Source organism: Tateyamaria omphalii (genome assembly GCF_019802125.1).
In the GTDB taxonomy this organism is placed as follows: domain Bacteria; phylum Pseudomonadota; class Alphaproteobacteria; order Rhodobacterales; family Rhodobacteraceae; genus Tateyamaria; species Tateyamaria omphalii_B.
Map to the genome: position 1 here is coordinate 687,079 of NZ_JAHVHT010000001.1, position 21,837 is coordinate 708,915.

Annotated in this window: 27 protein-coding genes and 1 tRNA gene; 14 read left to right on the top strand and 14 right to left on the bottom strand. The window is 63.5% G+C overall.

Going from position 1 to position 21,837, the window contains the following annotated elements:
• Positions 1 to 19: 19 nt before the first annotated feature.
• On the bottom strand, positions 20 to 373 hold the full coding sequence (locus tag KUV51_RS03350; RefSeq protein ID WP_315898786.1) for a DUF983 domain-containing protein: 354 nt from the start codon (positions 371 to 373) through the stop codon (positions 20 to 22).
• Between the two features lie 248 nt (positions 374 to 621).
• On the opposite strand from KUV51_RS03350, the gene KUV51_RS03355 reads away from it, so the two are divergent.
• Genes KUV51_RS03355 through KUV51_RS03370 form a run of 4 tightly spaced genes read left to right on the top strand, consistent with a single transcriptional unit; the run spans position 622 to position 2,572 of the window.
• Complete coding sequence (locus KUV51_RS03355; RefSeq protein WP_222520192.1) at positions 622 to 1,065, top strand: EF-hand domain-containing protein; 444 nt, start codon at positions 622 to 624, stop codon at positions 1,063 to 1,065.
• 57 nt (positions 1,066 to 1,122) lie between these two features.
• Positions 1,123 to 1,710 (top strand): RNA polymerase sigma factor, encoded by a 588-nt coding sequence (locus tag KUV51_RS03360; RefSeq protein ID WP_222520193.1) that lies wholly within the window; start codon positions 1,123 to 1,125, stop codon positions 1,708 to 1,710.
• Positions 1,711 to 1,715: 5 nt separating this feature from the next.
• Complete coding sequence (locus tag KUV51_RS03365; protein ID WP_222520194.1) at positions 1,716 to 2,084, top strand: hypothetical protein; 369 nt, start codon at positions 1,716 to 1,718, stop codon at positions 2,082 to 2,084.
• 2 nt (positions 2,085 to 2,086) lie between these two features.
• Positions 2,087 to 2,572 (top strand): periplasmic heavy metal sensor, encoded by a 486-nt coding sequence (locus tag KUV51_RS03370; protein ID WP_222520195.1) that lies wholly within the window; start codon positions 2,087 to 2,089, stop codon positions 2,570 to 2,572.
• Between the two features lie 9 nt (positions 2,573 to 2,581).
• On the opposite strand, the gene KUV51_RS03375 is transcribed toward KUV51_RS03370, so the two are convergent.
• Positions 2,582 to 3,979: a diguanylate cyclase gene (locus tag KUV51_RS03375; protein WP_222520196.1), complete on the bottom strand. Its 1,398-nt coding sequence runs from the start codon at positions 3,977 to 3,979 to the stop codon at positions 2,582 to 2,584.
• Positions 3,980 to 4,074: 95 nt separating this feature from the next.
• On the opposite strand from KUV51_RS03375, the gene KUV51_RS03380 reads away from it, so the two are divergent.
• The 5 genes from KUV51_RS03380 (at position 4,075) to KUV51_RS03400 (ending at position 8,472) form a co-directional block, all read left to right on the top strand.
• Positions 4,075 to 4,359: a DUF3572 domain-containing protein gene (locus KUV51_RS03380; protein WP_222520197.1), complete on the top strand. Its 285-nt coding sequence runs from the start codon at positions 4,075 to 4,077 to the stop codon at positions 4,357 to 4,359.
• Entirely contained in the window at positions 4,350 to 5,072 is a 723-nt protein-coding gene (locus tag KUV51_RS03385; RefSeq protein ID WP_261385626.1) for an HAD family hydrolase, read from the top strand. Before KUV51_RS03380 ends, KUV51_RS03385 begins: the two co-directional genes overlap by 10 nt.
• A 117-nt stretch (positions 5,073 to 5,189) precedes the next feature.
• Positions 5,190 to 6,752 (top strand): trimethylamine methyltransferase family protein, encoded by a 1,563-nt coding sequence (locus KUV51_RS03390; RefSeq protein ID WP_222520198.1) that lies wholly within the window; start codon positions 5,190 to 5,192, stop codon positions 6,750 to 6,752.
• Positions 6,753 to 6,850: 98 nt separating this feature from the next.
• Positions 6,851 to 7,438 carry a heme NO-binding domain-containing protein gene (locus KUV51_RS03395; protein ID WP_222520199.1) on the top strand — a complete coding sequence of 196 codons (588 nt, stop codon included), beginning with the start codon at positions 6,851 to 6,853 and terminating at the stop codon, positions 7,436 to 7,438.
• Positions 7,435 to 8,472, top strand: a complete 1,038-nt coding sequence (locus KUV51_RS03400) for a diguanylate cyclase domain-containing protein (protein WP_222520200.1) — start codon at positions 7,435 to 7,437, stop codon at positions 8,470 to 8,472. The genes KUV51_RS03395 and KUV51_RS03400 overlap by 4 nt, the downstream gene beginning before the upstream one ends.
• Before the next feature lie 242 nt (positions 8,473 to 8,714).
• Here the strand turns inward: KUV51_RS03400 and KUV51_RS03405 are convergent.
• From KUV51_RS03405 to KUV51_RS03425, 5 genes are all read right to left on the bottom strand, one after another.
• Positions 8,715 to 8,789: transfer RNA gene (locus KUV51_RS03405), tRNA-Glu, on the bottom strand.
• Between the two features lie 103 nt (positions 8,790 to 8,892).
• Positions 8,893 to 10,635 carry a single-stranded-DNA-specific exonuclease RecJ gene (recJ, locus tag KUV51_RS03410; protein WP_222520201.1) on the bottom strand — a complete coding sequence of 581 codons (1,743 nt, stop codon included), beginning with the start codon at positions 10,633 to 10,635 and terminating at the stop codon, positions 8,893 to 8,895.
• A 101-nt stretch (positions 10,636 to 10,736) separates the two neighbouring features.
• Positions 10,737 to 11,705: a class II fructose-bisphosphatase gene (gene glpX, locus KUV51_RS03415; RefSeq protein WP_222520202.1), complete on the bottom strand. Its 969-nt coding sequence runs from the start codon at positions 11,703 to 11,705 to the stop codon at positions 10,737 to 10,739.
• Between the two features lie 31 nt (positions 11,706 to 11,736).
• Entirely contained in the window at positions 11,737 to 13,023 is a 1,287-nt protein-coding gene (locus KUV51_RS03420) for a homoserine dehydrogenase (RefSeq protein ID WP_222520203.1), read from the bottom strand.
• Positions 13,024 to 13,092: 69 nt separating this feature from the next.
• Complete coding sequence (locus tag KUV51_RS03425) at positions 13,093 to 13,401, bottom strand: hypothetical protein (RefSeq protein WP_261385627.1); 309 nt, start codon at positions 13,399 to 13,401, stop codon at positions 13,093 to 13,095.
• Positions 13,402 to 13,483: 82 nt separating this feature from the next.
• On the opposite strand from KUV51_RS03425, the gene KUV51_RS03430 reads away from it, so the two are divergent.
• A complete protein-coding gene (locus KUV51_RS03430) occupies positions 13,484 to 14,068 on the top strand; it encodes a TetR/AcrR family transcriptional regulator (protein WP_222520204.1) in 585 nt (194 codons plus the stop codon).
• A 54-nt stretch (positions 14,069 to 14,122) separates the two neighbouring features.
• Here KUV51_RS03430 and KUV51_RS03435 read toward each other — a convergent pair whose 3' ends face one another.
• The 7 genes from KUV51_RS03435 to KUV51_RS03465 all read right to left on the bottom strand — a co-directional run bounded on the left by KUV51_RS03435 (position 14,123) and on the right by KUV51_RS03465 (position 19,424).
• Entirely contained in the window at positions 14,123 to 15,034 is a 912-nt protein-coding gene (locus KUV51_RS03435) for a pirin family protein (protein ID WP_222520205.1), read from the bottom strand.
• 672 nt (positions 15,035 to 15,706) lie between these two features.
• Entirely contained in the window at positions 15,707 to 16,147 is a 441-nt protein-coding gene (locus KUV51_RS03440; protein WP_222520206.1) for a hypothetical protein, read from the bottom strand.
• Entirely contained in the window at positions 16,147 to 16,566 is a 420-nt protein-coding gene (locus KUV51_RS03445) for an SRPBCC family protein (protein WP_222520207.1), read from the bottom strand. The genes KUV51_RS03440 and KUV51_RS03445 overlap by 1 nt, the downstream gene beginning before the upstream one ends.
• Positions 16,563 to 16,883: an ArsR/SmtB family transcription factor gene (locus KUV51_RS03450; RefSeq protein WP_222520208.1), complete on the bottom strand. Its 321-nt coding sequence runs from the start codon at positions 16,881 to 16,883 to the stop codon at positions 16,563 to 16,565. The genes KUV51_RS03445 and KUV51_RS03450 overlap by 4 nt, the downstream gene beginning before the upstream one ends.
• Entirely contained in the window at positions 16,880 to 17,287 is a 408-nt protein-coding gene (locus KUV51_RS03455; RefSeq protein ID WP_222520209.1) for a DUF4437 domain-containing protein, read from the bottom strand. The genes KUV51_RS03450 and KUV51_RS03455 overlap by 4 nt, the downstream gene beginning before the upstream one ends.
• A 101-nt stretch (positions 17,288 to 17,388) precedes the next feature.
• Positions 17,389 to 18,153 (bottom strand): hypothetical protein, encoded by a 765-nt coding sequence (locus KUV51_RS03460; RefSeq protein WP_222520210.1) that lies wholly within the window; start codon positions 18,151 to 18,153, stop codon positions 17,389 to 17,391.
• The gene (locus tag KUV51_RS03465) at positions 18,150 to 19,424 is read right to left on the bottom strand and encodes a hypothetical protein (protein ID WP_222520211.1); all 1,275 of its coding nucleotides are present in this window, start codon (positions 19,422 to 19,424) and stop codon (positions 18,150 to 18,152) included. Before KUV51_RS03465 ends, KUV51_RS03460 begins: the two co-directional genes overlap by 4 nt.
• A gap of 108 nt (positions 19,425 to 19,532) precedes the next feature.
• On the opposite strand from KUV51_RS03465, the gene KUV51_RS03470 reads away from it, so the two are divergent.
• The 4 genes from KUV51_RS03470 (at position 19,533) to KUV51_RS03485 (ending at position 21,837) form a co-directional block, all read left to right on the top strand.
• Positions 19,533 to 19,991 carry an MmcB family DNA repair protein gene (locus KUV51_RS03470; RefSeq protein WP_222520212.1) on the top strand — a complete coding sequence of 153 codons (459 nt, stop codon included), beginning with the start codon at positions 19,533 to 19,535 and terminating at the stop codon, positions 19,989 to 19,991.
• Between the two features lie 50 nt (positions 19,992 to 20,041).
• The gene (locus KUV51_RS03475; RefSeq protein WP_222520213.1) at positions 20,042 to 20,410 is read left to right on the top strand and encodes a VOC family protein; all 369 of its coding nucleotides are present in this window, start codon (positions 20,042 to 20,044) and stop codon (positions 20,408 to 20,410) included.
• Entirely contained in the window at positions 20,410 to 21,048 is a 639-nt protein-coding gene (locus KUV51_RS03480; protein WP_222520214.1) for a YdcF family protein, read from the top strand. Before KUV51_RS03475 ends, KUV51_RS03480 begins: the two co-directional genes overlap by 1 nt.
• Positions 21,049 to 21,144: 96 nt before the next feature.
• The gene (locus tag KUV51_RS03485; RefSeq protein ID WP_222520215.1) at positions 21,145 to 21,837 is read left to right on the top strand and encodes an outer membrane protein; all 693 of its coding nucleotides are present in this window, start codon (positions 21,145 to 21,147) and stop codon (positions 21,835 to 21,837) included.

Here is a 21,837-nt window from a genome sequence, read left to right on the forward strand (position 1 = left end):
GGCGGTGGGGGTGACAGGATCACCCGTCGTGGCCAAAGCCGCCCATGCCTCGGGCCCACTGAAAGCCGACGATGGCGCCCTTGAGCCGGGGCAGAAGGTAAAGCGACAGGCCCACACAGCCAACTGCAAAAATCGTGAAAAGCACCAGCGGTTCTGGCCGCCATTCCACGAACACCACATGCAGTAGCGGCGCCATGAGGTGTCCCACGATCAGGATGGTGAGGTAGGCCGGGCCGTCATCGGCGCGGGCATGGGTATAGTCCAGCTTGCAGACCGAGCAGCTGTCGCCCAGCTTCAGGTACCCCTTGAGAACGTTGCCGTTGCCGCAGCGTGGGCATTTGCGTCGCCAGCCGCGCAGCAGGGCAGTGCGCATGTGACGTTCAGGTGTGTCGGTGAGACTTGTCTGCTCGGACTGCATCGGAAAACCTTTCTGGGAATGGACCCAACATGAGGTGCGCCCGGGTAAAACGGAATGCCGCAATCTGTCCTTGCGTCCCGATGTCGCGTTCCCAATCGGTGGGTCCAAAAAAATTCGACGGAAACTGCATATGCGCCCGTTTGTACTGGCACAGGGCGGCGGAGTGGACTGATCGCCCAGAAACAAAAAACGGAGAAACACCTATGCAACGCAGCACATTCATTGCCGCCATTGCGGCAGCTGCCGTCGGACTGACAACGTTGTCCGCCATGGCGCGGGACCGCGGTCCCGATTTTTCCGCGCTCGATGCGGATGGCAGTGGCGAAGTGACGCTTCAGGAAATGCAGGCATACGCCGAAGCACGTTTCAGCCAGGCCGATACAGACAGCGATGGCTTCCTGTCGCTGGAGGAATTGCAGGCCGGCGGCGAAGACCGTGGCAGGGATCGCGCGCAGCGCGTTCTGGCCCGTATGGACGCAGACAAGGACGGCAAGTTGTCCCCGACCGAGATGCAGAACGCGCGCCGTGACCCCGCGCGGATGTTTGATCGGCTTGATGCCGACAACAGTGGCGGCATTTCAGCCGAGGAATTCCAACAGGCGCGGGCCGAGGCCCGTGATCGTGGTTCGAAACCGCGCAACAACTGATGTCAAAAGGTTCCGCCCCTTGTTTGACGGGGCGGGACCATTCAGATTGCCGAGACGATGACCATGCCGCTTGACGCCCACTTGGACGTGGATGATGCAACGCTTCTTGCCCGCTATGCGCGGGGAGATGTGGCGGCCGCCCGTGCGTTGACCGTGCGTTTTGTACCTCGTGCGCAGGCCCAGGCATTTCGTATGCTGGGCGACGGGACCGAGGCAGAGGACGTGGTGCAGGAGGCGATGTTACGATTGTGGCGCATAGCCCCGGAGTGGCGGGAGGGCGAAGCGCAGGTATCGACCTGGATGTACCGCGTGGTGTCGAATTTGTGCATCGACCGTCTGCGCAAGCGCCCGCGCGCAGGTGTTGCACTTGACGAGGTTGCCGAGCCGGAGGACCCGAGCCCCGGTGCGGACGAGCGGCTGCAGGAGAATGCGCGTCACGCCGCATTGCGTGATGCGATTGCCGACCTGCCGGAGCGGCAGCGCGTGGCCTTGACCCTGCGCCATTTCGAGGGGGCGTCGAACCCCGAGATTGCGGCTGCTCTGGGCGTGAGTGTCGAGGCTGTGGAAAGCCTGACAGCCCGCGCCAAACGCGCGCTTGCGCTGGCTTTGAAAGGGCGGGTTGCCGCCCTTGGATATGAAGGATGAAGGACATGACCCGAGGTTCCGAGACCCCCGATCCGGACAAGATCATCGAACAGATGCTGGACGATCTGGCGGCTGAACCCATGCCTGATCCGTCCGACGATCTGATGAAACGTGTTCTGGCAGACGCCGCGGCCCATTTGCCGCCGCCGGGCGGCGCACCTGCCGCGGTGCCATGGTGGCGCGAGCTGGTGCAGGGGATCGGCGGCTGGGGTGCGATTGGCGGGCTCGTTGCGGCCACGGTCGCGGGCTTTGCCATCGGTCTGGGAGCATTGGACGCCACCGGTGTGGATGCGGTCTGGACGTTGGGATATGGGGAGAATTACGGCACCGAACTGGGCCTGGACGCCTTTGGCTGGGCGCTGGAGGAGGGGTGAACATGGCAGATACGGGTGTGAAGCGGCGCTGCCCGCTTTGGGTCAAGGTTCTTCTGGGCGCTTCGCTGGCCGGCAATCTGGCGGTTGCCGGGCTGGTCGGAGGTATGGCGCTGCGTGGAGGTCCCCTGGGTGGGAAAGGACCCGGCATGGGGTACGCGATGCCGTATGTTCTTGCCTTGCCGCACGAGGACCGGCGCATGGTGTTCAGCACTGTGCGCGGTGATCCCGATCTGCCCGACCGCAGCGCGAGGCGGGCTGCGTATCGGGACATGGTTGCCCTGCTAAAGGCGGACACGCTTGATCGCGTCGCAGTGGAAGCTGTACTTGAGCGTCAATCGCAGGGCGTGTCAGATGTGCAGGCGGTCGCACAGTCCGCCTGGCTGGATATCGTTACGGCCATGCCCGCGGAAGAGCGCAAGGCCTATGCGCAACGGGTGGAAGAGGTTGCGTCACGCGAACGGCCGAACAAGCCCGGCAAGAAGGATTAGCGCGGGCGATCACGCAGCCGGGCGGCCCAAGGTCACCCGGTTCCGCCCCTCCGACTTGGCCCCGTAGAGAGCCTTGTCCGCACGATCGAGCAGAGCCTCCGGCGTATGCGGTTCGGCCGTTTTGGTCCCGCGCACGGGGTCCACGACCGTCATTCCTATGGACATCGTCGCGTTCACTTGGGTTGTGTGTTCCGGCACGTCGAAAGGTGTAGCCTCGATGATGCTGCACAGCCGCTTGGCCGCCTTGCGCGCGTTTGAAAGGCCCGCGCCCGGCAACACAATCAAAAACTCTTCTCCACCAATGCGGGCCACGAGATCGACCGCGCGCAGGTTTTCCCGCAGGCGCCGGGCGGTTTCGACCAATACCGCATCGCCTGCGGCATGGCCCATTGTGTCGTTGATCCGTTTGAAGTGGTCCATGTCGGCAACCATCACCGCGTATGGCTTGCCCGTACGCGCCGCCCGTTCGGCGATCCGGGCGAGGTGCGGCATCGCATAGCGGCGATTGTGCAGGCCCGTCAGCGGGTCGATGACAGCCGCCTCGATCCCGGATTTCACGGTGTCACGCAAGGCATCCGTCACACGCTTGCGGTTCAGCAGCGCCTGGAGCCGCAGCGCCATTTCGTCCGCGCTGCGGGTGTTGCGCATCATGTCGTTGGCACCCATGTCCAGCATTTGTGCCCCCAGCGTCATGTTGTCCGACCCAAGCACTGCAAGGATGGCGCAATGCCGTGTGCTGGCCTGGCTGCGGACCGTTGCCAGCAGTTGCAGCATTTGGGGGCCTTCATGCGGTTCCACCAACAGCAGAAGCGCATCGGGTGCGCGTCCGGGCTCCAGATCCGCAACGGCGGTCGCGGGCCGGGCAAAGGTGATCTTGGCGCTGAGCCGATTGCGCAGCGCAGTGGCCCAGGGCTCGGCCCTCTCCATGTCGCGTGCGATGATGCGCACGGCCTGGTCGGGTGCAAAGGCGGTCGCCGCTTCGGCAAAACCGAGCGCTCGCGACGTGCCTTCCCGCAAGGTCCATTCGCTGGCCGTCGCATAGGCGCGGATAATCGAGCGGGTGCGGGCCAGCAGGAGCGCATCGTTGATGGGTTTTTGCATCACGTCGTCAACGCCGCCCGCAAGCAGGCGCAGCCGGTCCGTATCGTCGTCGCATCCGCTGAGCGCAATGATCGGCACCTTGCCGGCAAGCCCTGCCTTGCGCATCCGCCGCAGCAGTCGCACCGGGTCGCCGTCCGGCAGATCCGTTGCGCACAATATCAGGTCCGGCACGTTTTGTGCCATTGCCTGCATCGCCTCGGCGATCGAGGCCGCCTGCGTCATCTGGTAGTGGCTGGCCGCCAGCTTGACACGCAGCACGATACGGTTTGTCGCAATCGGATCGATAAGAAGGACCTTGCCGTGCATGATGCGTTTCCAATTCGTTTCAAAGGCCGTACGTTAGGTTCTTGATCGTTTTGGTTAACAAAGCGTTTCCATCAGATGGCAAAGGCACAAACGTGATGTCCCATTCGCAAGAATCCGCCGAGGTCGTGGGTTTGCAGGCCGTGGCATGGATGGCGGGCAATGAGGAGTTGTTGCCGGTCTTCCTGGGAGCCACCGGTGCCAGTGAGGCCGACATGCGGGCAGGCGTCGGCGATCCGGCCTTTCTGGGTGCGCTTTTGGACTTCATCATGATGGATGATGCCTGGGTCACGGCCTTCTGCGATGCGCATACGCTGCCCTATGACGCCCCGATGCGCGCCCGCATGGCTTTGCCGGGCGGAGGGGATGTCCATTGGACGTAGATGCGCCTTTCGTGCCTGTGCGCGGCATCATCTTTGACAAGGACGGCACGCTCTTCGATTTCTCCACCACGTGGGAGGCTTGGGCTGCCGCCTTTCTCCGCCGTGCGGCCAAGGGGGATGAAGGGCTTGCCGAGCGTGCGGGGGCAGCGATCGGATTCGATCTGTTGCGCGGGCGGTTCGAGCGCGACAGTGTCGTGATTGCCGGCACGCCGGTCGAGATTGCTGCGGATCTTGGCCCTCATTTCCCCGAGTTGTCTCAGGACGTGCTGTTGGTGCTCTTGAACCAGGAGGCTGCCCGCGCCCCGCAGGCCGAGGCGGTGCCGCTCGCGCCGTTGCTGACCGCTTTGCGCGCGCGGGGCCTTGCGTTGGGGGTGGCGACCAATGACGCCGAGGCGCCCGCGCGTGCGCATCTGGCGGACGCGCATGTCGACGCATTCTTTGACTTCATTGCAGGCAGCGACAGCGGCTTTGGCGGCAAGCCCACGCCGGGGCAGCTCCTTGGCTTTTGCGCGCAGACCGGGCTGCCCCGCGACAGTGTGGTGATGGTGGGTGACAGCACACATGACCTGCTGGCCGGACGGGCCGCGGGGATGCGCACCATCGCCGTTTTGACGGGGTTGGCCCCGCGTGAGGTTCTGGCGCCCCTGGCCGATGCCGTCCTGCCCGACATCGGCGGGCTGCCTGCATGGCTGGACCGCGCTGTTCCCGCCTGACGGTTCAGAATCGTCCATCCCATTGGAAAAAACGACACGTGCAGTCGCAAATGGGACGGTGCGGGCGCTGGACCTGCTGTGTCTTGGAAGGCGCAGACAGATCCGGGGGACGGCACCATGGCAGAGATCGCGACACGGCGCAGAACACGTGGGGGCGGACGGGCAGGGGCGGCCGCCCGACGCGGTGCTGCAGTCATCGACCAGATGCCATGGAACCCGCCCATCATCAGTGATGCGCCGATTGAGCCCCTGACCGCAGAGGGGGTCGAAGCCATTCATGACGGTGCGATGCGCATCCTCGAAGAGATCGGCGTGCAGTTCCTGAACGCAGAGGCGCTTGAGATCCTGCGTGAGGCCGGGTGCAGGATCGACGGCGACATCGTGCGGATGGACCGCCATTTCGTGATGGAAATGGTGGCCAAGGCGCCGTCCACCTTTACGCTGACCCCGCGCAATCCGGATCGTACGCTGACCGTCGGGGGGCGGAACATCCTGTTCGGCAACGTGTCCTCGCCGCCCAACTACTGGGACATGGAGATCGGCACCAAGGTGCCCGGCACGCGCGAGAAATGCGTCAATCTTCTGAAACTGACCCAGTATTTCAACTGCATCCACTTCGCGGGCGGCTACCCGGTCGAGCCTGTCGATATCCATGCCAGCGTGCGCCATCTGGACGTGCTGTTCGACAAGCTCACCCTGACCGACAAGGTCATGCACGCCTATTCGCTGGGCAAGGAGCGTGTCGAGGACGTGATGGAGATGGTGCGCATCGCCGGTGGCCTGAGCCATGAAGAGTTCGATGCAACCCCGCGGATGTACACCAACATCAATTCGACCTCGCCCCTCAAGCACGACCAGCCGATGATCGACGGCTGCCTGCGCCTCGTGCGGCGCGGTCAGGCGGTTGTGGTGACGCCCTTCACCCTGGCAGGGGCCATGGCGCCAGTCACGATGGCCGGTGCAGTGGCGCAGTCCATTGCCGAAGCGCTGTGCGCCATTGCGCTGTTTCAATACGTGGCTCCCGGTGCGCCCTGCGCCATCGGAACCTTCACGTCGAATGTCGACATGAAGTCCGGTGCGCCCGCCTTCGGGACACCTGAGTACATGCGCGCGACCCAGATGACAGGGCAGCTTGCACGGTTCTACGATCTGCCCATGCGGTCGTCGGGCGTGTGTGCGGCCAACGTGCCGGACGGGCAGGCCATGTGGGAGACGTCGAACAGCCTGTGGGCGGCGGTGCAGTCAGGCAGCAACATGGTTTATCACGCCGCCGGCTGGCTCGAAGGCGGGCTGATTGCCAGCCCGGAGAAGTTTATCATGGATTGTGAGATCCTGCAGCAGATCCAGAGGTATATGGATCCCGTGCTCACGGGAACGGGCCCCGATGACATCGCGCTGGATGCGGTGAAGTCGGTTGGAAATGAAGGCCATTTCTTTGGCATTCAGCACACGCAGGACCGCTATTCGACCGCTTTCTATCAACCCTTCCTGAGTGACTGGAAAAACTATGAAGGGTGGGAGGCGGCCGGCGCCATCTGGACACCGGAGCGCGCGCACCGGATGTTCAAGGACATCATTGACAGTTTCGAGGCGCCTGCGATGGACGTGGCCATTCGAGACGAACTGGCGGACTTTGTCGCGCGGCGCAAGTCCGAAGGGGGCGCGCCGACCGACTTCTGAGCCGTCACGGTCCAATAATAGGTCAAATTGCATCTGTTATTGGATTGTTTAGAGATCAGAACGCATGGTCCATTCCGTGGAAATGGGAATGTCGCGCCATGCATGGGCTGATAAATCGAGCAATTCAGTGTTTCGTGACCGACAGTTACGGCGCTGACAAATGGGTCGAAGCGACACGCTTTGCCGATCTCGACTTTGTCGAGTTCGAAGCGATGCTGCTCTATGACGATGACATCACGCCCAAACTGCTGGATGCCATCAGCAATATCCTGAACCGGCCCCGCAGCGACGTGATGGAGGATATGGGAACGTATCTGGTCTCTCACCCGAATGTGGAGGCGTTGCGCCGCCTGCTGCGATTTGGCGGCGTCACCTTTGTCGAATTTCTGCACTCACTGGATGATTTGCCAGACCGGGCGCGACTGGCCGTGTCCGATCTGAACCTGCCGCGCATTGAGTTACGTGATCATTCACCGACGCATTTCAGCCTGATCTGTGAAAGCCCGATCAACGGGTGTGGGCACGTGATGATGGGTATCTTGCGCACGATGGCGGACGACTATGGCGCCCTCGCGCTGTTGGAACACACCGGCAGTGGCGACGGGATTGAAACGATTTCCGTCACCCTTGTCGAAACGGAGTTCGCCGCAGGGCGGGCATTCGATCTGGGGGCGCGGGCACAATGAAGCAGCAGGATGCACTCATGCAGGCATTGGATGTCTTGTGTCCGATGCATGTTGTTCTGGGGCGGACTGGCCATGTCATCCATGCCGGGCCCACCCTGCAGAAACTGCGCCCTGAAGCCGCAATGGTCGGCCGCCGGTTCCTTGAAATCTTCGATCTCAAGCGGCCGCGTGCCATCACGACGATGGATGCCTTGCGTGCTGCGGCGGGCACCAAGCTGCACCTCCAGCTCCGCGATGCACCCAAGACTGAGGTCAAGGGCCTGTTGATGCCGGGCTTGGGCGAAGGACAAAGCATCGTGAACCTGTCCTTTGGCATCTCGGTTGTCGATGCCGTCTCGGATTATTCGCTGACAAGTGCCGATTTCGCGGCGACCGATCTGACCATCGAAATGCTCTACCTGGTCGAGGCGAAGTCGGCCGCCATGGAAGCCTCGCGCAAGCTGAACCTGCGCCTGCAGGGGGCGATGATTGCCGCCGAGGAGCAGGCGTTCACCGACACTCTGACCGGGCTCAAGAATCGTCGCGCGATGGATCACGTGATGGCGCGCCATGTGGATTGGGGCACGCGCTTTGGGCTGATGCAGGTCGATCTGGACTGGTTCAAGGCGGTGAACGATACGCTGGGCCATGCCGCCGGCGATCACGTGTTGCAAACCGTGGCCCGCATCATGGTCGAAGAAACGCGGGACAGTGACACTGTTGCACGGGTAGGTGGCGACGAGTTCGTGATCATCCTGCCGCACGCCAAGAGCGGTGAAGCGATGGAGGGCATAGGCCGCAGGATCATCGAGCGCCTGTCACGGCCCATCCCCTTTCAGGGCGAGGTTTGCAAAATTTCCGCCAGCATCGGATCGGCCATCTACGATCCCGTGTCCGAACAGACGGTTGCCGAAGTCATGGACGATGCCGACGTCGCACTCTACGCCTCGAAACATGGTGGGCGGGGCCAGCAGACCAACTACACCCCGGCTTTGCGACGCAACACCCAGAACCTGGCTCCGCCAACGGGTCGAGACGTGGAACGTGAAGCCTGATCGCGGCAAGATGTGGCGTACCGGCCACGCGCACCCGCATGTTTTTCCACATCATACGCGGAAAGGGAGCAGAGGCTTCCGCCCACCGCGTCCTGCTGTGGTGCCGAACGCGCGACCCTGGCGGTGCCGCTGACGCAACGCGCCCAATGATCCCGCTTGCCCGCAAACGTGTTCCGCAGTCTATACCGATGCGGGACGCTTTGACTTTAAGTGACAGCAATAGAAGGAATTTGTGCAGCGAGTGGCAGCCCGTAGGGGAATCGAACCCCTCTTTCCAGGTTGAAAACCTGGCGTCCTAACCGATAGACGAACGGGCCATCGCTGGTGTGAGCGCTCAGATAGGCAATTCAGCGGAAGGGCGCAAGCGTAAAAAACGCCCCGGCCGACATAAATCTGAGGAAAACTCGAACGGCCCGAAGATCAGGCCCGTGCCGCATCCTCCAGCCGCAACTGAACCGACTGACGGCCGCGAAACGTGTTGATTTCGACACGGCCGGCCAGATGGAAAGGCGCCCCGCCATGGTCCATCAGTTCGGGGCCAAGAGCGCTGTCGAACGCGCCAAAGGCGATGGCGTCGAGCCGCGTGCCGCCTGCTTCGCCGAAGGTCACTTTCAGGTGCGTCTCGCCAACCCGTCGGGCATTCAGGATGCGCATACCGGGAAAGGCATAGCGAGGGGCAGGGGCGCCTGCACCGAAGGGACCCGCCGCATCGATCTGGTCCAGCAGCTCGACCGTCGCCGCCCCGGGCATCAAGGTGCCGTCCAGCCGCAGGTCCGCAGGGCCAAGCGCATCCGCGCCCTGTTTCGCCAGCAGCTCGGACAGGCGCGACATGGCGGCGTCGATCTTGCCTTCCTCGACCGTCAGGCCCGCCGCCATCTTGTGACCGCCGCCTTTGATCAGCAGCCCTTCGGCGGCAAGCCTTTGGATGGGTGCGCCCAAGTCGATGCCAGAGACCGAGCGCCCGGAACCTTTGCCGATCCCGTCCTCGATCCCGATCACGATAGATGGGCGGTTGGTTGCCTCTTTCACACGTGAGGCGACGATGCCGACCACGCCCGGATGCCATCCTGGCCCCGCAGCCCATGCAAGCGCACCATCGGCGCCCCGCGCCTCGCACTGAGCCAATGCTTCGGCGCGCACCTTGGCCTCGATGTCCCGCCGTTCGGCATTCAGCGTGTTCAAGCGCTCGGCCAATGCGGCGGCTTTGTGCGGGTCGGTCGTGCCCAGAAGGCGGGCACCGAGGTCCGCCTGCCCGATCCGACCGCCTGCATTGATCCGTGGGCCGAGCAGATAGCCCAAATGGTACGGCGTCGGCGCGGTGTCGAGGCCCGCGATATCGGCAAGTGCCACCAGACCCGTCCGGTCCCGCCGCGCCATGATCTTGAGCCCTTGGCGCACGAAAGCGCGGTTTACACCGACCAGGGGCGCGACGTCGGCGACTGTAGCGAGGCCGACAAGGTCGAGCATTGCCATGAGATCGGGACCGGTCTGGCCCGCCGCGCGCATTTGGCGCCCGGCCTCAACCAATGTCAGGAACACCACTGCTGCCGCGCAGAGATGCGCCAGAGCACCGTCTTCGTCCTGCCGGTTGGGGTTCACCACGGCATAGGCATCAGGCAGTGTTTCACCGCCCAGGTGGTGATCCAGAACGATCACATCCGCGCCATGCGCTGCGGCGATTGGGCCATGGGAAAGGGTTCCGCAATCGACGCAGATGATCAGGTCGTGCGCCCCTGCCAATTGGGCCATGGCCGCGTCGTTGGGGCCGTAGCCTTCGTCGATCCGGTCGGGCACGTAAAGCGTTGCCGCGGCGGCCCCGATTTCCCGAAGCCAGGTGATGAGCAGGGCGGCCGAGCTGCCCCCGTCCACGTCGTAATCTGCAAAGATGGCGATGCGCTGCCGCATTTGCACGGCCGTCAGGATGCGGCTTGCGGTACGCTCCATGTCCCGTAACGATCTCGGGTCCGGCATCAGATCGCGCAGGGTCGGGTTGAGGTAGGTGTCAGCGCTTTCCGGTGCGACACCCATCCGCGCAAGGATCTGACAGATAGGGCGGGGCAGCTTGGTATGTTGCGCCAGCGTTTCGGCATCACGCTCCGTGGCAAGGTCCGGACCGATCCAGGCCCGACCGGTCAAGGACTGTTCGACCCCCAGAAATGCCACAGCGCCACTCTCCCCCCTGTCGCGCCGCGCCGGGTCGGCGCGGGCAGGGCCCCGGCACACGCCAGAGCAATCGTAAGGCGGGCGTGTCGCCCGCCACGCACTCAGACCGTGTGGGTCGGGGTGCGGTAGTTGATCCGACGGACCGAGCCGGTCTTGGACCGCATCAGCAGCGTCTCACAGGTCAGCCAGCCGGGTTCGCGTTGCACCGCGTGCAGAAGCGAGCCGCTGGTTACGCCAGTTGCGGCAAAGATCACGTCCTGCGTCACCATCTCATCCCGGGTGTAGATGCGGTCGAGATCGGTGATCCCTGCCTTGGCCGCGCGGCCCTTTTCATCGTCATTGCGGAACAGAAGCTTGCCATAGATCTGGCCGCCCATACACTTCAGCGCGGCAGCTGCAAGCACGCCTTCGGGCGCGCCACCTTCGCCCATGTACATGTCGATGCCGGTGGTCGGGTCGGCGCAGTGCATCACGCCCGCGACGTCACCATCGGTGATCAGGCGGATGGAGGCGCCGGTGTCGCGCACGGCCTTGATCACCGCCTCGTGCCGGGGGCGTTCGAGGATGCAGACCGTGATGTCGGAAGTGTCGCAGCCCTTGGCCTTGGCCAACGCCTCGACCCGTTCGGCAGGCGTCATATCCAGCGTGACCGTGTCAGGCGCATAGCCCGGGCCGATGGCCAGCTTGTCCATGTAGACGTCGGGCGCGTGCAACATGCTGCCGCGCGGACCCATGGCGATCACGGTCAGGGCGTTGGGCATGTCCTTGGCCGTCAGCGTCGTGCCTTCAAGCGGGTCGAGCGCGATGTCCACGCCGGGGCCCGTGCCGGTGCCAACCTCTTCACCGATATAGAGCATGGGCGCTTCGTCCCGCTCACCTTCGCCGATCACGACGACGCCCGCGATGTCCAGCATGTTGAGCTGTTGGCGCATCGCGTTCACGGCCGCCTGGTCCGCCGCCTTTTCGTCGCCATGGCCGACCAGCCGGGCGGAGGCGAGGGCGGCGGCCTCTGACACGCGGGCGAGGCCCAATGACAGCATGCGGTCCTGGAATTGTGCGGTGTCGGTCATGAAGAAAAGTCCTTTGGCGAAGTTTGAAAAATCAGACGGCTTCGATCCGAAGCACAACGGGATCCGAAGCCAGCACACCGGTGCTTTGCATCGCGGTGAGTGCTTCGTTCACCGCTGAGCGCGTGCAGGTGTGGGTGACGATCAGAACGGGCGCGGTCGTGTCGCTGTGACCGTATTGGCGCATCCGGTCGATGCTGACGCCTGCGTCGCCCAGCACAGTCGCAATCTTGGCCAGGGCTCCCGGTTTGTCGACCAGAGCCATGCGCAGATAGTAGGGGGCAGGCAGGATGGACGCCGCGCGCGGGACGGTTTCCAACGTGTCTGCCGGTTGGCCGAAGACAGGCAGGCGCAGACCGCGCGCGATATCGCACACGTCGCCCATCACGGCAGAGGCGGTGGGCCCTTCGCCCGCGCCGGGACCGCGCAATACGACCTGTTCGACCGCGTGCCCTTCGATAGCGACCATGTTGGTGCCGCCCTGAAGCTGGCCGAATGGGGACGTGTCGGGCACGAGGCAGGGCATCATGCGCTGTTCCAGCCCGCGGCCCGTTTTTTGTGCCACGCCCAGCAGTTTGATCTTGTAGCCCATGTCGGCGGCGTGGCGGATATCGTCAATGCTGACCCGCTCGATCCCTTCCAGCTCGATCCCGTCGAAATCGATGCGCGTGCCGAATGCAATGGAGGATAGGATCGCAAGCTTATGCGCGGCATCAATGCCGCCCACGTCGAGTTGCGGATCGGCTTCGAGGTAGCCCAGCCCGTCGGCCTCGGCAAAGACCTCTTGATAGTTGAGGCCCGCGTTCTCCATCCGTGTCAGGATGTAGTTGCAGGACCCGTTCATGACGCCAACGATGCGCTTGATCTCGTTCCCGGCAAGCCCTTCGGACAGTGCTTTGATCACGGGAATTCCACCGGCGACAGCAGCCTCGTAGCGCAGGCTGACGCCCTTGGCTTCCGCGGCTTCGGCCAGCGCCTGCCCGTGAATGGCGAGCATGGCCTTGTTGGCGGTGACCACGTCCTTGCCCGCGGCAATCGCGGCTTCGACGGACGCTTTGGCCGGACCGTCGGTGCCGCCCATCAATTCGACATAGATATCGACATCATCGCGGGTGGCGAGATTAACCGGGTCGTCTTCCCAGCCGTAGCTGTTCAATGGTACACCGCGATCCGCGTCGCGCGATCGTGCACTCACGGCGGTGATCTCGATCTTGCGGCCGGTGCGCGCCTCAAGCATGGCGGCGTGCTGGCGCACGATCTTTACCACGCCGATGCCGACGGTGCCTAACCCTGCGATGCCAAGCCGAAGCGGTGCGTTCATGTCAGGGTCCTTGTAGCGATTGGGCGTCGCGGGCGATGTAACGGGTTCATGGTCCGGGTGCAATTGCCCTTAGTTCCAGCGCTGTTGCATGCGGGTGCGGGTGGCGGCATCGACGACGGGGCGCTGTTGCAGGGCGCGTGCCCGGGCTCTGAGGGCGGCGATGCGCGCCTCGAGATTTTCGGTGGTTGCGACCGGATCACCGACGATGGGGGCGGTGCCCGCCAGCAAAGGCTCGAGTGGGACGAGGGCTGGAAAGTCGGAACCGGCAACGTCGGGTGAAACGGCATCGTCCAATGCGGGGAATTGTGTGCACGCAGCAAGGGCGACGAAAAGAAGGGCAGCGGGTGCGCGCATATTCAAACGGGTTCCGGAAACCATGTGTTGCCCTTGTGATGCACCATGGCCCCGAATGGCGCAAGCGTCGCTTGGGTTTGAATGGGTGTTCAGTTAAATCCTGCCCATGGCGCGCACAACAGGTTCGCATTCAGATATCACTGGCCCGCGTATTCGAGACGCGGCGCTGAGGCTTTTTGCACGCCACGGCTACGCCGCTGTGTCGATGCGCCAGATCGCGGGTGAGGTCGGGGTGCAGGCCGGGGCGCTGTATAACTACATCCCGGACAAGCAGAGCCTGCTCGTTGAATTGATGCGTGACCACATGGTGGAGTTGTTGGAGGCTGTGCCGGTTGATAGGTCCGATCCGCCGCTCGCGCAGCTTGAAGCCTTTGTCCGCTTTCACATCGGATTTCACCATGCGCGACCCGATGCGGTGTTCATCGCCTATATGGAATTGCGCAATCTGGAGCCCGGTAACTTTGCCGAGATCGAGGAGCTTCGCGGTCGCTACGAGGCTGTTTTGGAACGGATTTTGCGCGACGGGGCAGGGGCGGGCGTGTTCGACGTGCCGGACCCCAAGATCGCCACGCTGGCCGTCATCGCGATGCTGACCGGGGTAACAACCTGGTTCCGGGCCGAGGGGCGGTTGAGCCTTGGGGACGTGCAGGATCAGTACTGGGACATGGTGCGCAAATCCGTGATGGCGTGACGGCGGGGCGAACGCTGTTTGGCTGCGCCAAATGCGCCCCGCCCGCCGTCCCGTTCAATGTGCAGGTTGGATAAAGGTACCATTGCGCAGATCGCGCATGGCTTGCTGCAACTCCGCTTGCGTGTTCATCACGATGGGGCCGTGCCAGGCCACGGGTTCGTTGATGGGCGCGCCCGAGATCAGCAGGAAGCGGATGCCCTCTGGGCCTGCCTGTACCGTCACTTCATCGCCCGTGCCGAAGCGGATCAGGGTGCGGTCGCCGGAGAGGTCGCGGATGTTGAGTTCTTGTCCTGCGACCTCTTTTTCCAAGAGCACGCCGGAGGGGTCGGAAGCGTCGGCAAAGGCGCCCGCGCCTTGGAAGACATAGGCGAAGGCCCGCCGGTAAGTGTCTATTTTAAAGGTCTTTTTCACTCCGGCGGGCACGGAGATGTCGAGGTATTGCGGATCTGCGGCGATACCGTCAACGGGTCCTTTCTGGCCCCAGAACTCGCCTGTAATGACCCGCACGCGCGTCCCGTCATCGTCGGTGATTTCGGGGATGTCTGACCCTTCGATGTCCTGGTAGCGCGGGGCTGTCATCTTCTGGTCCGAGGGCAGGTTGCCCCAGAGCTGGAAGCCGTGCATTTGACCACGCGCGTTGCCGTGCGGCATCTCTTGGTGGAGGATGCCGGAACCGGCGGTCATCCATTGGACGGAGCCTGCGCCTAGGGTGCCGGAATTGCCCAGGGAGTCGCTGTGCTCAACCGTGCCCTCGAGCACGTAAGTGATTGTTTCAATTCCCCTATGTGGGTGCCACGGGAACCCCTTTTCGAAGTGTTCCGGCACGTCGTTGCGGAAATCGTCGAAGAGCAGGAATGGATCGAGTTCGGTGGGGTCCTGAAAGCCGAAGGCGCGGTGCAGGTGGACGCCGGCGCCTTCCATGGTGGGTTGGGCCTTGCGGGTTTCAATGGTGGGTCGGAGGGACATGGCTGTCTCCTTTCATCCTTGCGTTGGGGCAAAGATAGGCGCGCGTGTGTGCATCGCAATTTGCGCCTGCGAACCGGGTCTGTGCGGAACTGCAGCACAAGATGTCGAGGTGAAGTGACGGGACCACCACAACCGTTTGGTTCTCTCATTCCCGAGGACCTGTATATACAGGTGGGCGCCAGGTAACCGGACCAGGGCCCGGACAGAGCCAGCTCCCTCGGAATTGCTTAAGGCCACCGGAATGCAACCTGTCACGAGAAGGGCAGAACCCGCCACGCGCCTACATAGGGGGGCGGATGGTGTGCGACAAGGCTTGGGTTGGGCGCAGGTTGCGGATCGGCCCTTCGGGGAGGATTTTTTTGAAACAGGGAATTCGGATCGGTCCGCGCGAGCGGCAAACGCCGTGGGGCGGCGTTTGAGGGCCGAATGGGCGGAGCCCCGGACCGGGGTGCGCACGCTGTGTTAACGAGCGGTTTGGCAGCATGTTTGGGGGCAATCCGTACGCACCAAATGCTCAAACTACGAAGTTTGCCGCCTAAACTGCACATTTTGAGACCCGTGAAACCGGCCAGTTTGGGTCCGATTTGACCGAACTGCACATTTTGCATCCGAAACTGCGTATTTTGCGTCGCGCGCCCGACTTGAGGCGCGCGAAAGGGTTAACGCGATACGTTATGCCGCAGGTTGGCTGAGCTCGGGCGCGGCGGGTTGGCCGTTCAGGTGGTCGCGCAGGCTGGTCTCGAAAAAGTGCTGCCAGCCGCGCTGACAGACATCGAAGCAGGCGATTTTCGGGGTGAGGCCCTCGTGTGTCAGCGTCACGGTGCTGCCGCCTTCTGCCGGGGCGACGTGCCAGAGCAGGCGGGTGCCGGTCCACTCGGTCGGATCATCCACATCTTCGATGATCATGTGGGCGTCGGTGCCGGTCCAGGTGAATGCCGTGTCCGTGGCACCGGGGTCGATGGCGAAGGTGACGTGGCTGGCGTTGAACCGCACGGTGAAGCCGGTCGCAGAGCGGTCCACGCGGTTGGACCACCAGGTGTCGAGGCCGTCGATGATCTTGCGCTGCACCTGTTCGACCGGGGTGCATGTGGTGATTGTGGCGGTGTAGTCCATCAGGCGTCTCCGTGGATATGCGTGCGCAGTTGCACGAAGTGTTCGTCCCAGCCCTTGTCGATGGCGAGGGTGAGGCCGAAGGCGGCTTCGCCTTGTGGCAGGCCGTCGTGAATGAGCGACAGTTGGGTGCCGCCCGGCACGTCCGTGAGGGTCCATTTGACGGTGCTGCTTGCCCCCTCCATCGGGCCGACGGAAAAGGTGTATTCAATGTAGTCTGGTGGGCGGGCCGTTGTGACCTTGCCCCAAATGACCGGGTTACCGCTGTCCGCGCCGTAACAGGTGTAGTCCTGCCCTTGGGTCAGCGCGGTCTTGGGCGCGTGGAACCATTTGGCCATGTGTTCGGGCTGGGTGAGGTAGTCCCAGACCATCTGGCGCGGTGCCTTTAGGAAGATCGTCTTTTGCAGGCGCGTGTCGGTCATTGCATGTCCTTTTCAATGGCGGATTTGAGAGCGTCGAGGTGGCCGTCCCAGAAGCGGTCAAAGAATTCGAGCCAGGAGAGCACGGGAGCGAAGCCTGTCGGATCCAGACGGTTGATGCGCTCGCGGCCCCGCGCCTCGACCGTGATGAGGCCGCCGTCGCTGAGCACGGTGAGGTGTTTCTTGACCGCGGCGCGGGTCATGTCGAAACGGTCAGAGACCTGCGCGATGGTCATATCCTGCGTTGTCAGCATCCGCAGGATGTCACGGCGCGTGGGGTCGGCGAGGGCGCGGAAGGCGTTTTGGGGTTGGTCGGTCATGGCGTCACCGGGAGGAAGTCGAAGGCGCCGTCCTGGTAGAGCATCGTGACGCAAGGGGTGGCAGAGACGCAGGCGGAGATATGCGGCAGGTTGGCGGGGATTTCGTAGTAGGCGCCGGGGCCGATCTTGGGCGGGTTCACGGCGTCGGGTGTGGCGTGGGTCATTTCCCCTTCGAGCATAAGGCCGAACATGGTGGCGGATTTGATGTGGGGCGGGCTGACCGTGCCTGCGGGCAGGCGGACCATGGCGAAGTAGGCTTCGGTCATGCGGTCGCCGGAGAGGGGGGCGAAGGCGACGCCCTCGGGCGTGGTGGCCCAATTGAGCGCGTCGGTTGGGGTGAGGATGATTGCCGGGTCTGCGAGGGCAGGAGTGGCTGCGAGGAGGAGGGCGGCGAGGGGTTTCATGGGGTCTCTCAAATATGATGCCATTTGGTATCATATTAATGAGATACCTTTTGGTATCATGTCAAGCTATGTTGTTTGTGCCTGGGGCAGCGCTGGCTAAGTCACTCGGAAGGTTGGGTGAATCCGTAGCGCTCCAGCTCTTCGGGCAGGAGGACGTAGATTTGGTCGGGCGGCGTCGAGAGCGCGTGTTGCATGACGAGCGGGTCGATTCCCATCTCGTCGAGATAGGTCATCACCTCGGCCTGGCCGCGCTGGATGTCTTCGACGGCGAAGGCGGCGGGGAGGAACGTGTTTTCGCCGAAATAGTGCTGGTGCACGCCGACAGAGGCGTCCGGGTCGATGTCGCGCGTGGTGCCTGCGGCCAGAAGGTAGGGGCAGGCGGAGTAGCAGAATTCTCCGCGCAGCATTTGCGTGCTGATCCCTTCGGCGCGGATGGTGCGTCCGAGGGCGAGCGCGTCCTGCACCGAGCCGCCGGGGCTTTGCAGGATGAGCGTTTCGGGGCGGGGGTCGGATTGCAGGATCATCGCGGCGAGGCGGTCGGCGTCGCCTGCGGTGATTTCCCCTTCGAGCCGGTAGGTGGTGCCGTCTGTCTGGGTGAGGACGAGGCGGTTCGGGAGTTCGCCTGGGTCGCGGGCGGGTTGGGTGACGGGGCGGTCGCGGTCGGGGCGGAAGGTGCGGCGCTGGTCGCCGGGACGCACGGGTTCGGTGAGGCGCGGGGCATCGGGGCCGAAGGAGGGCAGGCGGAGGCCCTGCATGTCGCCGAGGATTAGGAGGCCACCGATGCCCAGTTGGAATACCAACACGCCCATCAGCACGCGGGCGACGGGGTTGCGCGGTTTACTCTCGGTATCCGCCGTGTCGGTCATTCGGCAACCCGTTTGGGTTTGTCAGGCGCGTCGATCTGGCCGGGGGCGGTCATCGTGTCCTCGACATCGCGGAGGGCAGCCATGGCGGCGCGCAACTCGGCTAGGGTCAGCGTGTCTTCGACTGCGGCTCCTTCGCGTCCGCCGCGGATGGCGGATTGGGTGATGGCGAGGATGAAGACGAGGACCGCAGGCAGCAGGTCGATGGCGATGGCGCCTGCCCATGAGGGCACGAAGTTGCGGGCGTAGAGGATGACCGCGTCCGCCGAGGAGATGGGGGTGTATGTGACATCCGTGGTTGTGCTTTGCGCCTGCACGTTCTGGGCGGCGCGTTCGAGCGTGTTGGCGCGTTGGGCGAGCACTTCGAGCACGGAGGTGATGGTGGCGGCCTGATCGGTGCGGCCCTGTTCTGTGCTGCTGTCGAGCTCGGGCAGCACGACGGAGGCGGCGAGGTCCTGGGCCGCGCGTTCGACGAGGGGGGCGACGGACAGTTGGCGCAGTTGGGTGATGAGGCCGGCGAGGCGGACGGCCTGTTCGGAGAACTCGACGCTGCGTGCCTCAACGGGCCCCGGTTCGACGGTGAGGGCGCGCATGCGGGACAGGATCGCGTTGCCTTCGGTGAAGGCCGACTCAACGAGTGGGGTTTGGGCGCTGATTTGGGCCTCAAGCCCCGACAATTCGGCTGATTTCTGGCGGAGGACGCGGAAGACGGCGCCGCGCCCGGCGAGGCCGGAGAGCGCGCCTGCGGCTTCCTGTTCGGAGAGGTCTTCGAAGGATTGGCGCACGCGCGCGACGTCGCGTTCGAGGGATTGGCCGTTGAGGGCAACCTCGTGTGCCCGTTCGAGGCTGGTCTGGTAGTCCTGCACGGTCTTGGCGAGGTGTTGTTCGACGGCTGCCGAGCCTGCGAGGGCGGCGGCGTTGAGCCAGGACGACATGGCGACGATGGCCAGCGAGCCTGCGCCCATCGCCACGATCAGGCCAATCCGCGCCTGGGCCGAGCGGACGGCGGGGAAGAGCCGCATCATGTAGGACCAGAAGACGAAAATGCCGACGGAGACGGCGACGGAGTAGGCGATGGCGGCAAAGACCGACATGGCGCCGTTTTCGTCAAGCAGCGAAGACACCCCGAGATAGGTGTAGATGCCGGAGGCTGTGGCCAGCACGCCGAGGGCGGTGCCGGAGAAAGTGTCGAGCCAGCCGAGGTGCCCTTCAAGCTCGCGCGCGTAGCGGACGCCACGCGCCTGTGTCTGGCTTAGCCTTGTGTCGTTGGTCATATGTCGGCTCCCACCGCTGTCGGCCAAAGGTAGGGGCAGAGGGGCGGAACGCCAAGTCCTGTGGGGATGGCTTGCTTTTGTTCAGGTTTTGTTCATATTCTCGCCGTTATGGAAATCGTCTCTGATCTGACCACGATGATGCCCGGCCAAGTGCTGGCGCGGGGCGTGTCGCGCCATCTGGCGTCGCTGGGCTGGGCGACGGTCGAGGAGCTGGTGCCTGCGCGGGGCTTGCGCGTCGATGTAATGGCGTTGGGGCCGAAAGGCGAGGTTTGGGTGATCGAGTGCAAGTCGAGCCGGGCGGATTATCTGTCGGATCACAAGTGGGATGGGTATCTGGAGTGGTGTGACCGGTTTTTCTGGGCGGTGGACGGGGAGTTTCCTGTTGATTTGCTGCCTGAGGGAACGGGTTTGCTGATCGCCGATGCCTATGATGCGGAGATCATCCGCATGGCGCCCGAGGACAAGCTGGCGCCTGCGCGGCGCAAGGTGATGGTGCAGAAATTTGCGACCCATGCTGCGCGCCGGTTGCAGGCACTGCGCGATCCGGGTGCGGGCTTGGGATGGTAGGGACTTTTCTTGCTTGATCGGGCTCGGTTTGTCCGTGTGGAGTCTGATCCATGAAATTCGTGAACCCGTTGCCCTTTGTCAGCGACATTGCCGCGTCGAAGGCTTTTTATGCGGATGTGATGGGGCTGCGCATTGTCGAAGACCATGGAGACGTTGTGATGTTCGAGGGCGGGTTTGCCATCCATGCGGGGGCGGCGCTGTTTCGAACTGTCTTTGCCGTAGATGACACGAGCACCTTGCCCTATGGGCGCGGCAACCTTGTTCTGTACTTTGAAGAGGCTGATCTGGACGGGGCGTATGCGCGGATGTGTGGCCATGTCGATCTGATCCATGACATCCGGCAGGAGACTTGGGGGCAGCGCGTGTTTCGGTTTTATGATCCCGACAGGCATATCGTTGAAGTGGGAGAGCCGCAGTGATGGAAGTGCGTGAGGCGGCTTTGATCCTGTGGGAGTTTCATTGTGTTTACGATGACCTGTCGCCCGCCGATGCCATTGTCGGGTTGGGGTCCTATGATCTGCGCGTTGCGGAGCGGTGCGCCGATCTGTTCCATCAGGGCTATGCCGAGCGGATTGTCTTTACCGGGGCGGTCGGGAATTGGACCGATACGCTGTTTCAGGCGAGCGAGGCGGAGGCCTTCGGAGAGGCAGCGGTGGCTGCGGGTGTGCCGGACGAGGCTATCGTATTGGAGACGCACGCCACGAATATCGGGGAAAATGTGTGCTTCAGTGAGCAGCTGCTGCCGTCTGCGCGGCGGGTGATCCTTGTGACCAAACCGCAGACGCAGATGCGGTGCCATGCGACGGTCCGCAAGCAGTGGCCGGGTGTTCAGGCGCTTGTCACGGCACCGCTTACGCCCTTTGAGGATCAGCCCCTGCCGCATCACGACGCCCGCGCGCTGATCTGTGAGATGGTGGGCGATGTGGAGCGCATGGGGGCCTATGCAAAGCAGGGGTTCCAGATCGAGGTTGAGGTGCCTGACGCGGTGCGGCGGGCCTGCGATGTGCTGGTCGATACGGGCTTTGTCGATCATCTGCCGAAGGGTGCGCGGGGGTGACAGTGGGGCCCTCACCGCCCCGTGACATCTCGTGATCGCATAAGGGCGCACCGTCGCGGTTTTGTCCTGTGTCACACACTTACACAGGACAGTTACATGACACAGGATACACGGCGCCGCGGCGCAGGGGTTGCTTTGGCTTTGGCGCTGGGCGCAGCGTTGCCGACGGCGGCTGCGGCGAATGACACTTACTTCTTTGCCTTTGGTGGTGCGGTGCTGAACGGCAGCCAGGACGCCGATGGGATCATCGGCGGGGCGCCGCAATCGGTCGATACGGACTACGACGATGGGTTCCAGTTCGGCCTTGGCGTTGGGCGCGACTTTGGCACTTTTGGCGCGGTTGGCCTGCGCGGTGAGATCGAGCTGTCCTATTCCGACACGGATGCGGACACGATCGCCTTTTCCGGCAACGGTCCGGCGAATGAGGTGAATGTGGCGGGGGGGCTGCAATCAACGACCCTGTTCGCCAACATCCTTGCCGATTTCGAGACGCAGGGTGCTGTCACCCCCTTTGTTGGCGCGGGCATCGGGATCGGGCGGTTTTCGCAGGATCTGGTCTATGGCCCCGGCGTGCAGGTGAGCGAGAGCGACACGGCCTTTGGCGGGCAGTTGATTGCCGGTGTGTCCTGGGCCGCGTCCGACAGTGTCACGTGGACGCTCGACGCGCGCTATCGCCAGTTTTTCGACATTGAATCAAACAGATTTGCCCCATCAGGCGCATCCACGGGTGTGGTAAGCGGTGACGCAAGCGCCTTTTCCATCAATGTGGGCGCACGGATCGCGTTCTGA

Excerpts from the sequence above, each read along its gene's own strand:
- KUV51_RS03430 (WP_222520204.1), top strand. The coding sequence starts at position 13,484 with ATGGCGCGCACAACAGGTTCGCATTCAGATATCACTGGCCCGCGTATT.
- KUV51_RS03375 (WP_222520196.1), bottom strand. The coding sequence starts at position 3,979 with ATGCACGGCAAGGTCCTTCTTATCGATCCGATTGCGACAAACCGTATC.
- KUV51_RS03365 (WP_222520194.1), top strand. The coding sequence starts at position 1,716 with ATGACCCGAGGTTCCGAGACCCCCGATCCGGACAAGATCATCGAACAG.
- KUV51_RS03440 (WP_222520206.1), bottom strand. The coding sequence starts at position 16,147 with ATGGACTACACCGCCACAATCACCACATGCACCCCGGTCGAACAGGTG.
- KUV51_RS03465 (WP_222520211.1), bottom strand. The coding sequence starts at position 19,424 with ATGACCAACGACACAAGGCTAAGCCAGACACAGGCGCGTGGCGTCCGC.
- KUV51_RS03370 (WP_222520195.1), top strand. The coding sequence starts at position 2,087 with ATGGCAGATACGGGTGTGAAGCGGCGCTGCCCGCTTTGGGTCAAGGTT.
- KUV51_RS03470 (WP_222520212.1), top strand. The coding sequence starts at position 19,533 with ATGGAAATCGTCTCTGATCTGACCACGATGATGCCCGGCCAAGTGCTG.
- KUV51_RS03450 (WP_222520208.1), bottom strand. The coding sequence starts at position 16,883 with ATGACCGACCAACCCCAAAACGCCTTCCGCGCCCTCGCCGACCCCACG.
- KUV51_RS03360 (WP_222520193.1), top strand. The coding sequence starts at position 1,123 with ATGACCATGCCGCTTGACGCCCACTTGGACGTGGATGATGCAACGCTT.
- KUV51_RS03445 (WP_222520207.1), bottom strand. The coding sequence starts at position 16,566 with ATGACCGACACGCGCCTGCAAAAGACGATCTTCCTAAAGGCACCGCGC.
- KUV51_RS03420 (WP_222520203.1), bottom strand. The coding sequence starts at position 13,023 with ATGAACGCACCGCTTCGGCTTGGCATCGCAGGGTTAGGCACCGTCGGC.
- KUV51_RS03425 (WP_261385627.1), bottom strand. The coding sequence starts at position 13,401 with ATGGTTTCCGGAACCCGTTTGAATATGCGCGCACCCGCTGCCCTTCTT.
- KUV51_RS03435 (WP_222520205.1), bottom strand. The coding sequence starts at position 15,034 with ATGTCCCTCCGACCCACCATTGAAACCCGCAAGGCCCAACCCACCATG.
- KUV51_RS03480 (WP_222520214.1), top strand. The coding sequence starts at position 20,410 with ATGGAAGTGCGTGAGGCGGCTTTGATCCTGTGGGAGTTTCATTGTGTT.
- KUV51_RS03475 (WP_222520213.1), top strand. The coding sequence starts at position 20,042 with ATGAAATTCGTGAACCCGTTGCCCTTTGTCAGCGACATTGCCGCGTCG.
- KUV51_RS03460 (WP_222520210.1), bottom strand. The coding sequence starts at position 18,153 with ATGACCGACACGGCGGATACCGAGAGTAAACCGCGCAACCCCGTCGCC.
- KUV51_RS03455 (WP_222520209.1), bottom strand. The coding sequence starts at position 17,287 with ATGAAACCCCTCGCCGCCCTCCTCCTCGCAGCCACTCCTGCCCTCGCA.
- KUV51_RS03355 (WP_222520192.1), top strand. The coding sequence starts at position 622 with ATGCAACGCAGCACATTCATTGCCGCCATTGCGGCAGCTGCCGTCGGA.
- KUV51_RS03350 (WP_315898786.1), bottom strand. The coding sequence starts at position 373 with ATGCGCACTGCCCTGCTGCGCGGCTGGCGACGCAAATGCCCACGCTGC.
- KUV51_RS03390 (WP_222520198.1), top strand. The coding sequence starts at position 5,190 with ATGGCAGAGATCGCGACACGGCGCAGAACACGTGGGGGCGGACGGGCA.
- KUV51_RS03395 (WP_222520199.1), top strand. The coding sequence starts at position 6,851 with ATGCATGGGCTGATAAATCGAGCAATTCAGTGTTTCGTGACCGACAGT.
- KUV51_RS03380 (WP_222520197.1), top strand. The coding sequence starts at position 4,075 with ATGTCCCATTCGCAAGAATCCGCCGAGGTCGTGGGTTTGCAGGCCGTG.
- KUV51_RS03400 (WP_222520200.1), top strand. The coding sequence starts at position 7,435 with ATGAAGCAGCAGGATGCACTCATGCAGGCATTGGATGTCTTGTGTCCG.
- KUV51_RS03485 (WP_222520215.1), top strand. The coding sequence starts at position 21,145 with ATGACACAGGATACACGGCGCCGCGGCGCAGGGGTTGCTTTGGCTTTG.
- glpX (WP_222520202.1), bottom strand. The coding sequence starts at position 11,705 with ATGACCGACACCGCACAATTCCAGGACCGCATGCTGTCATTGGGCCTC.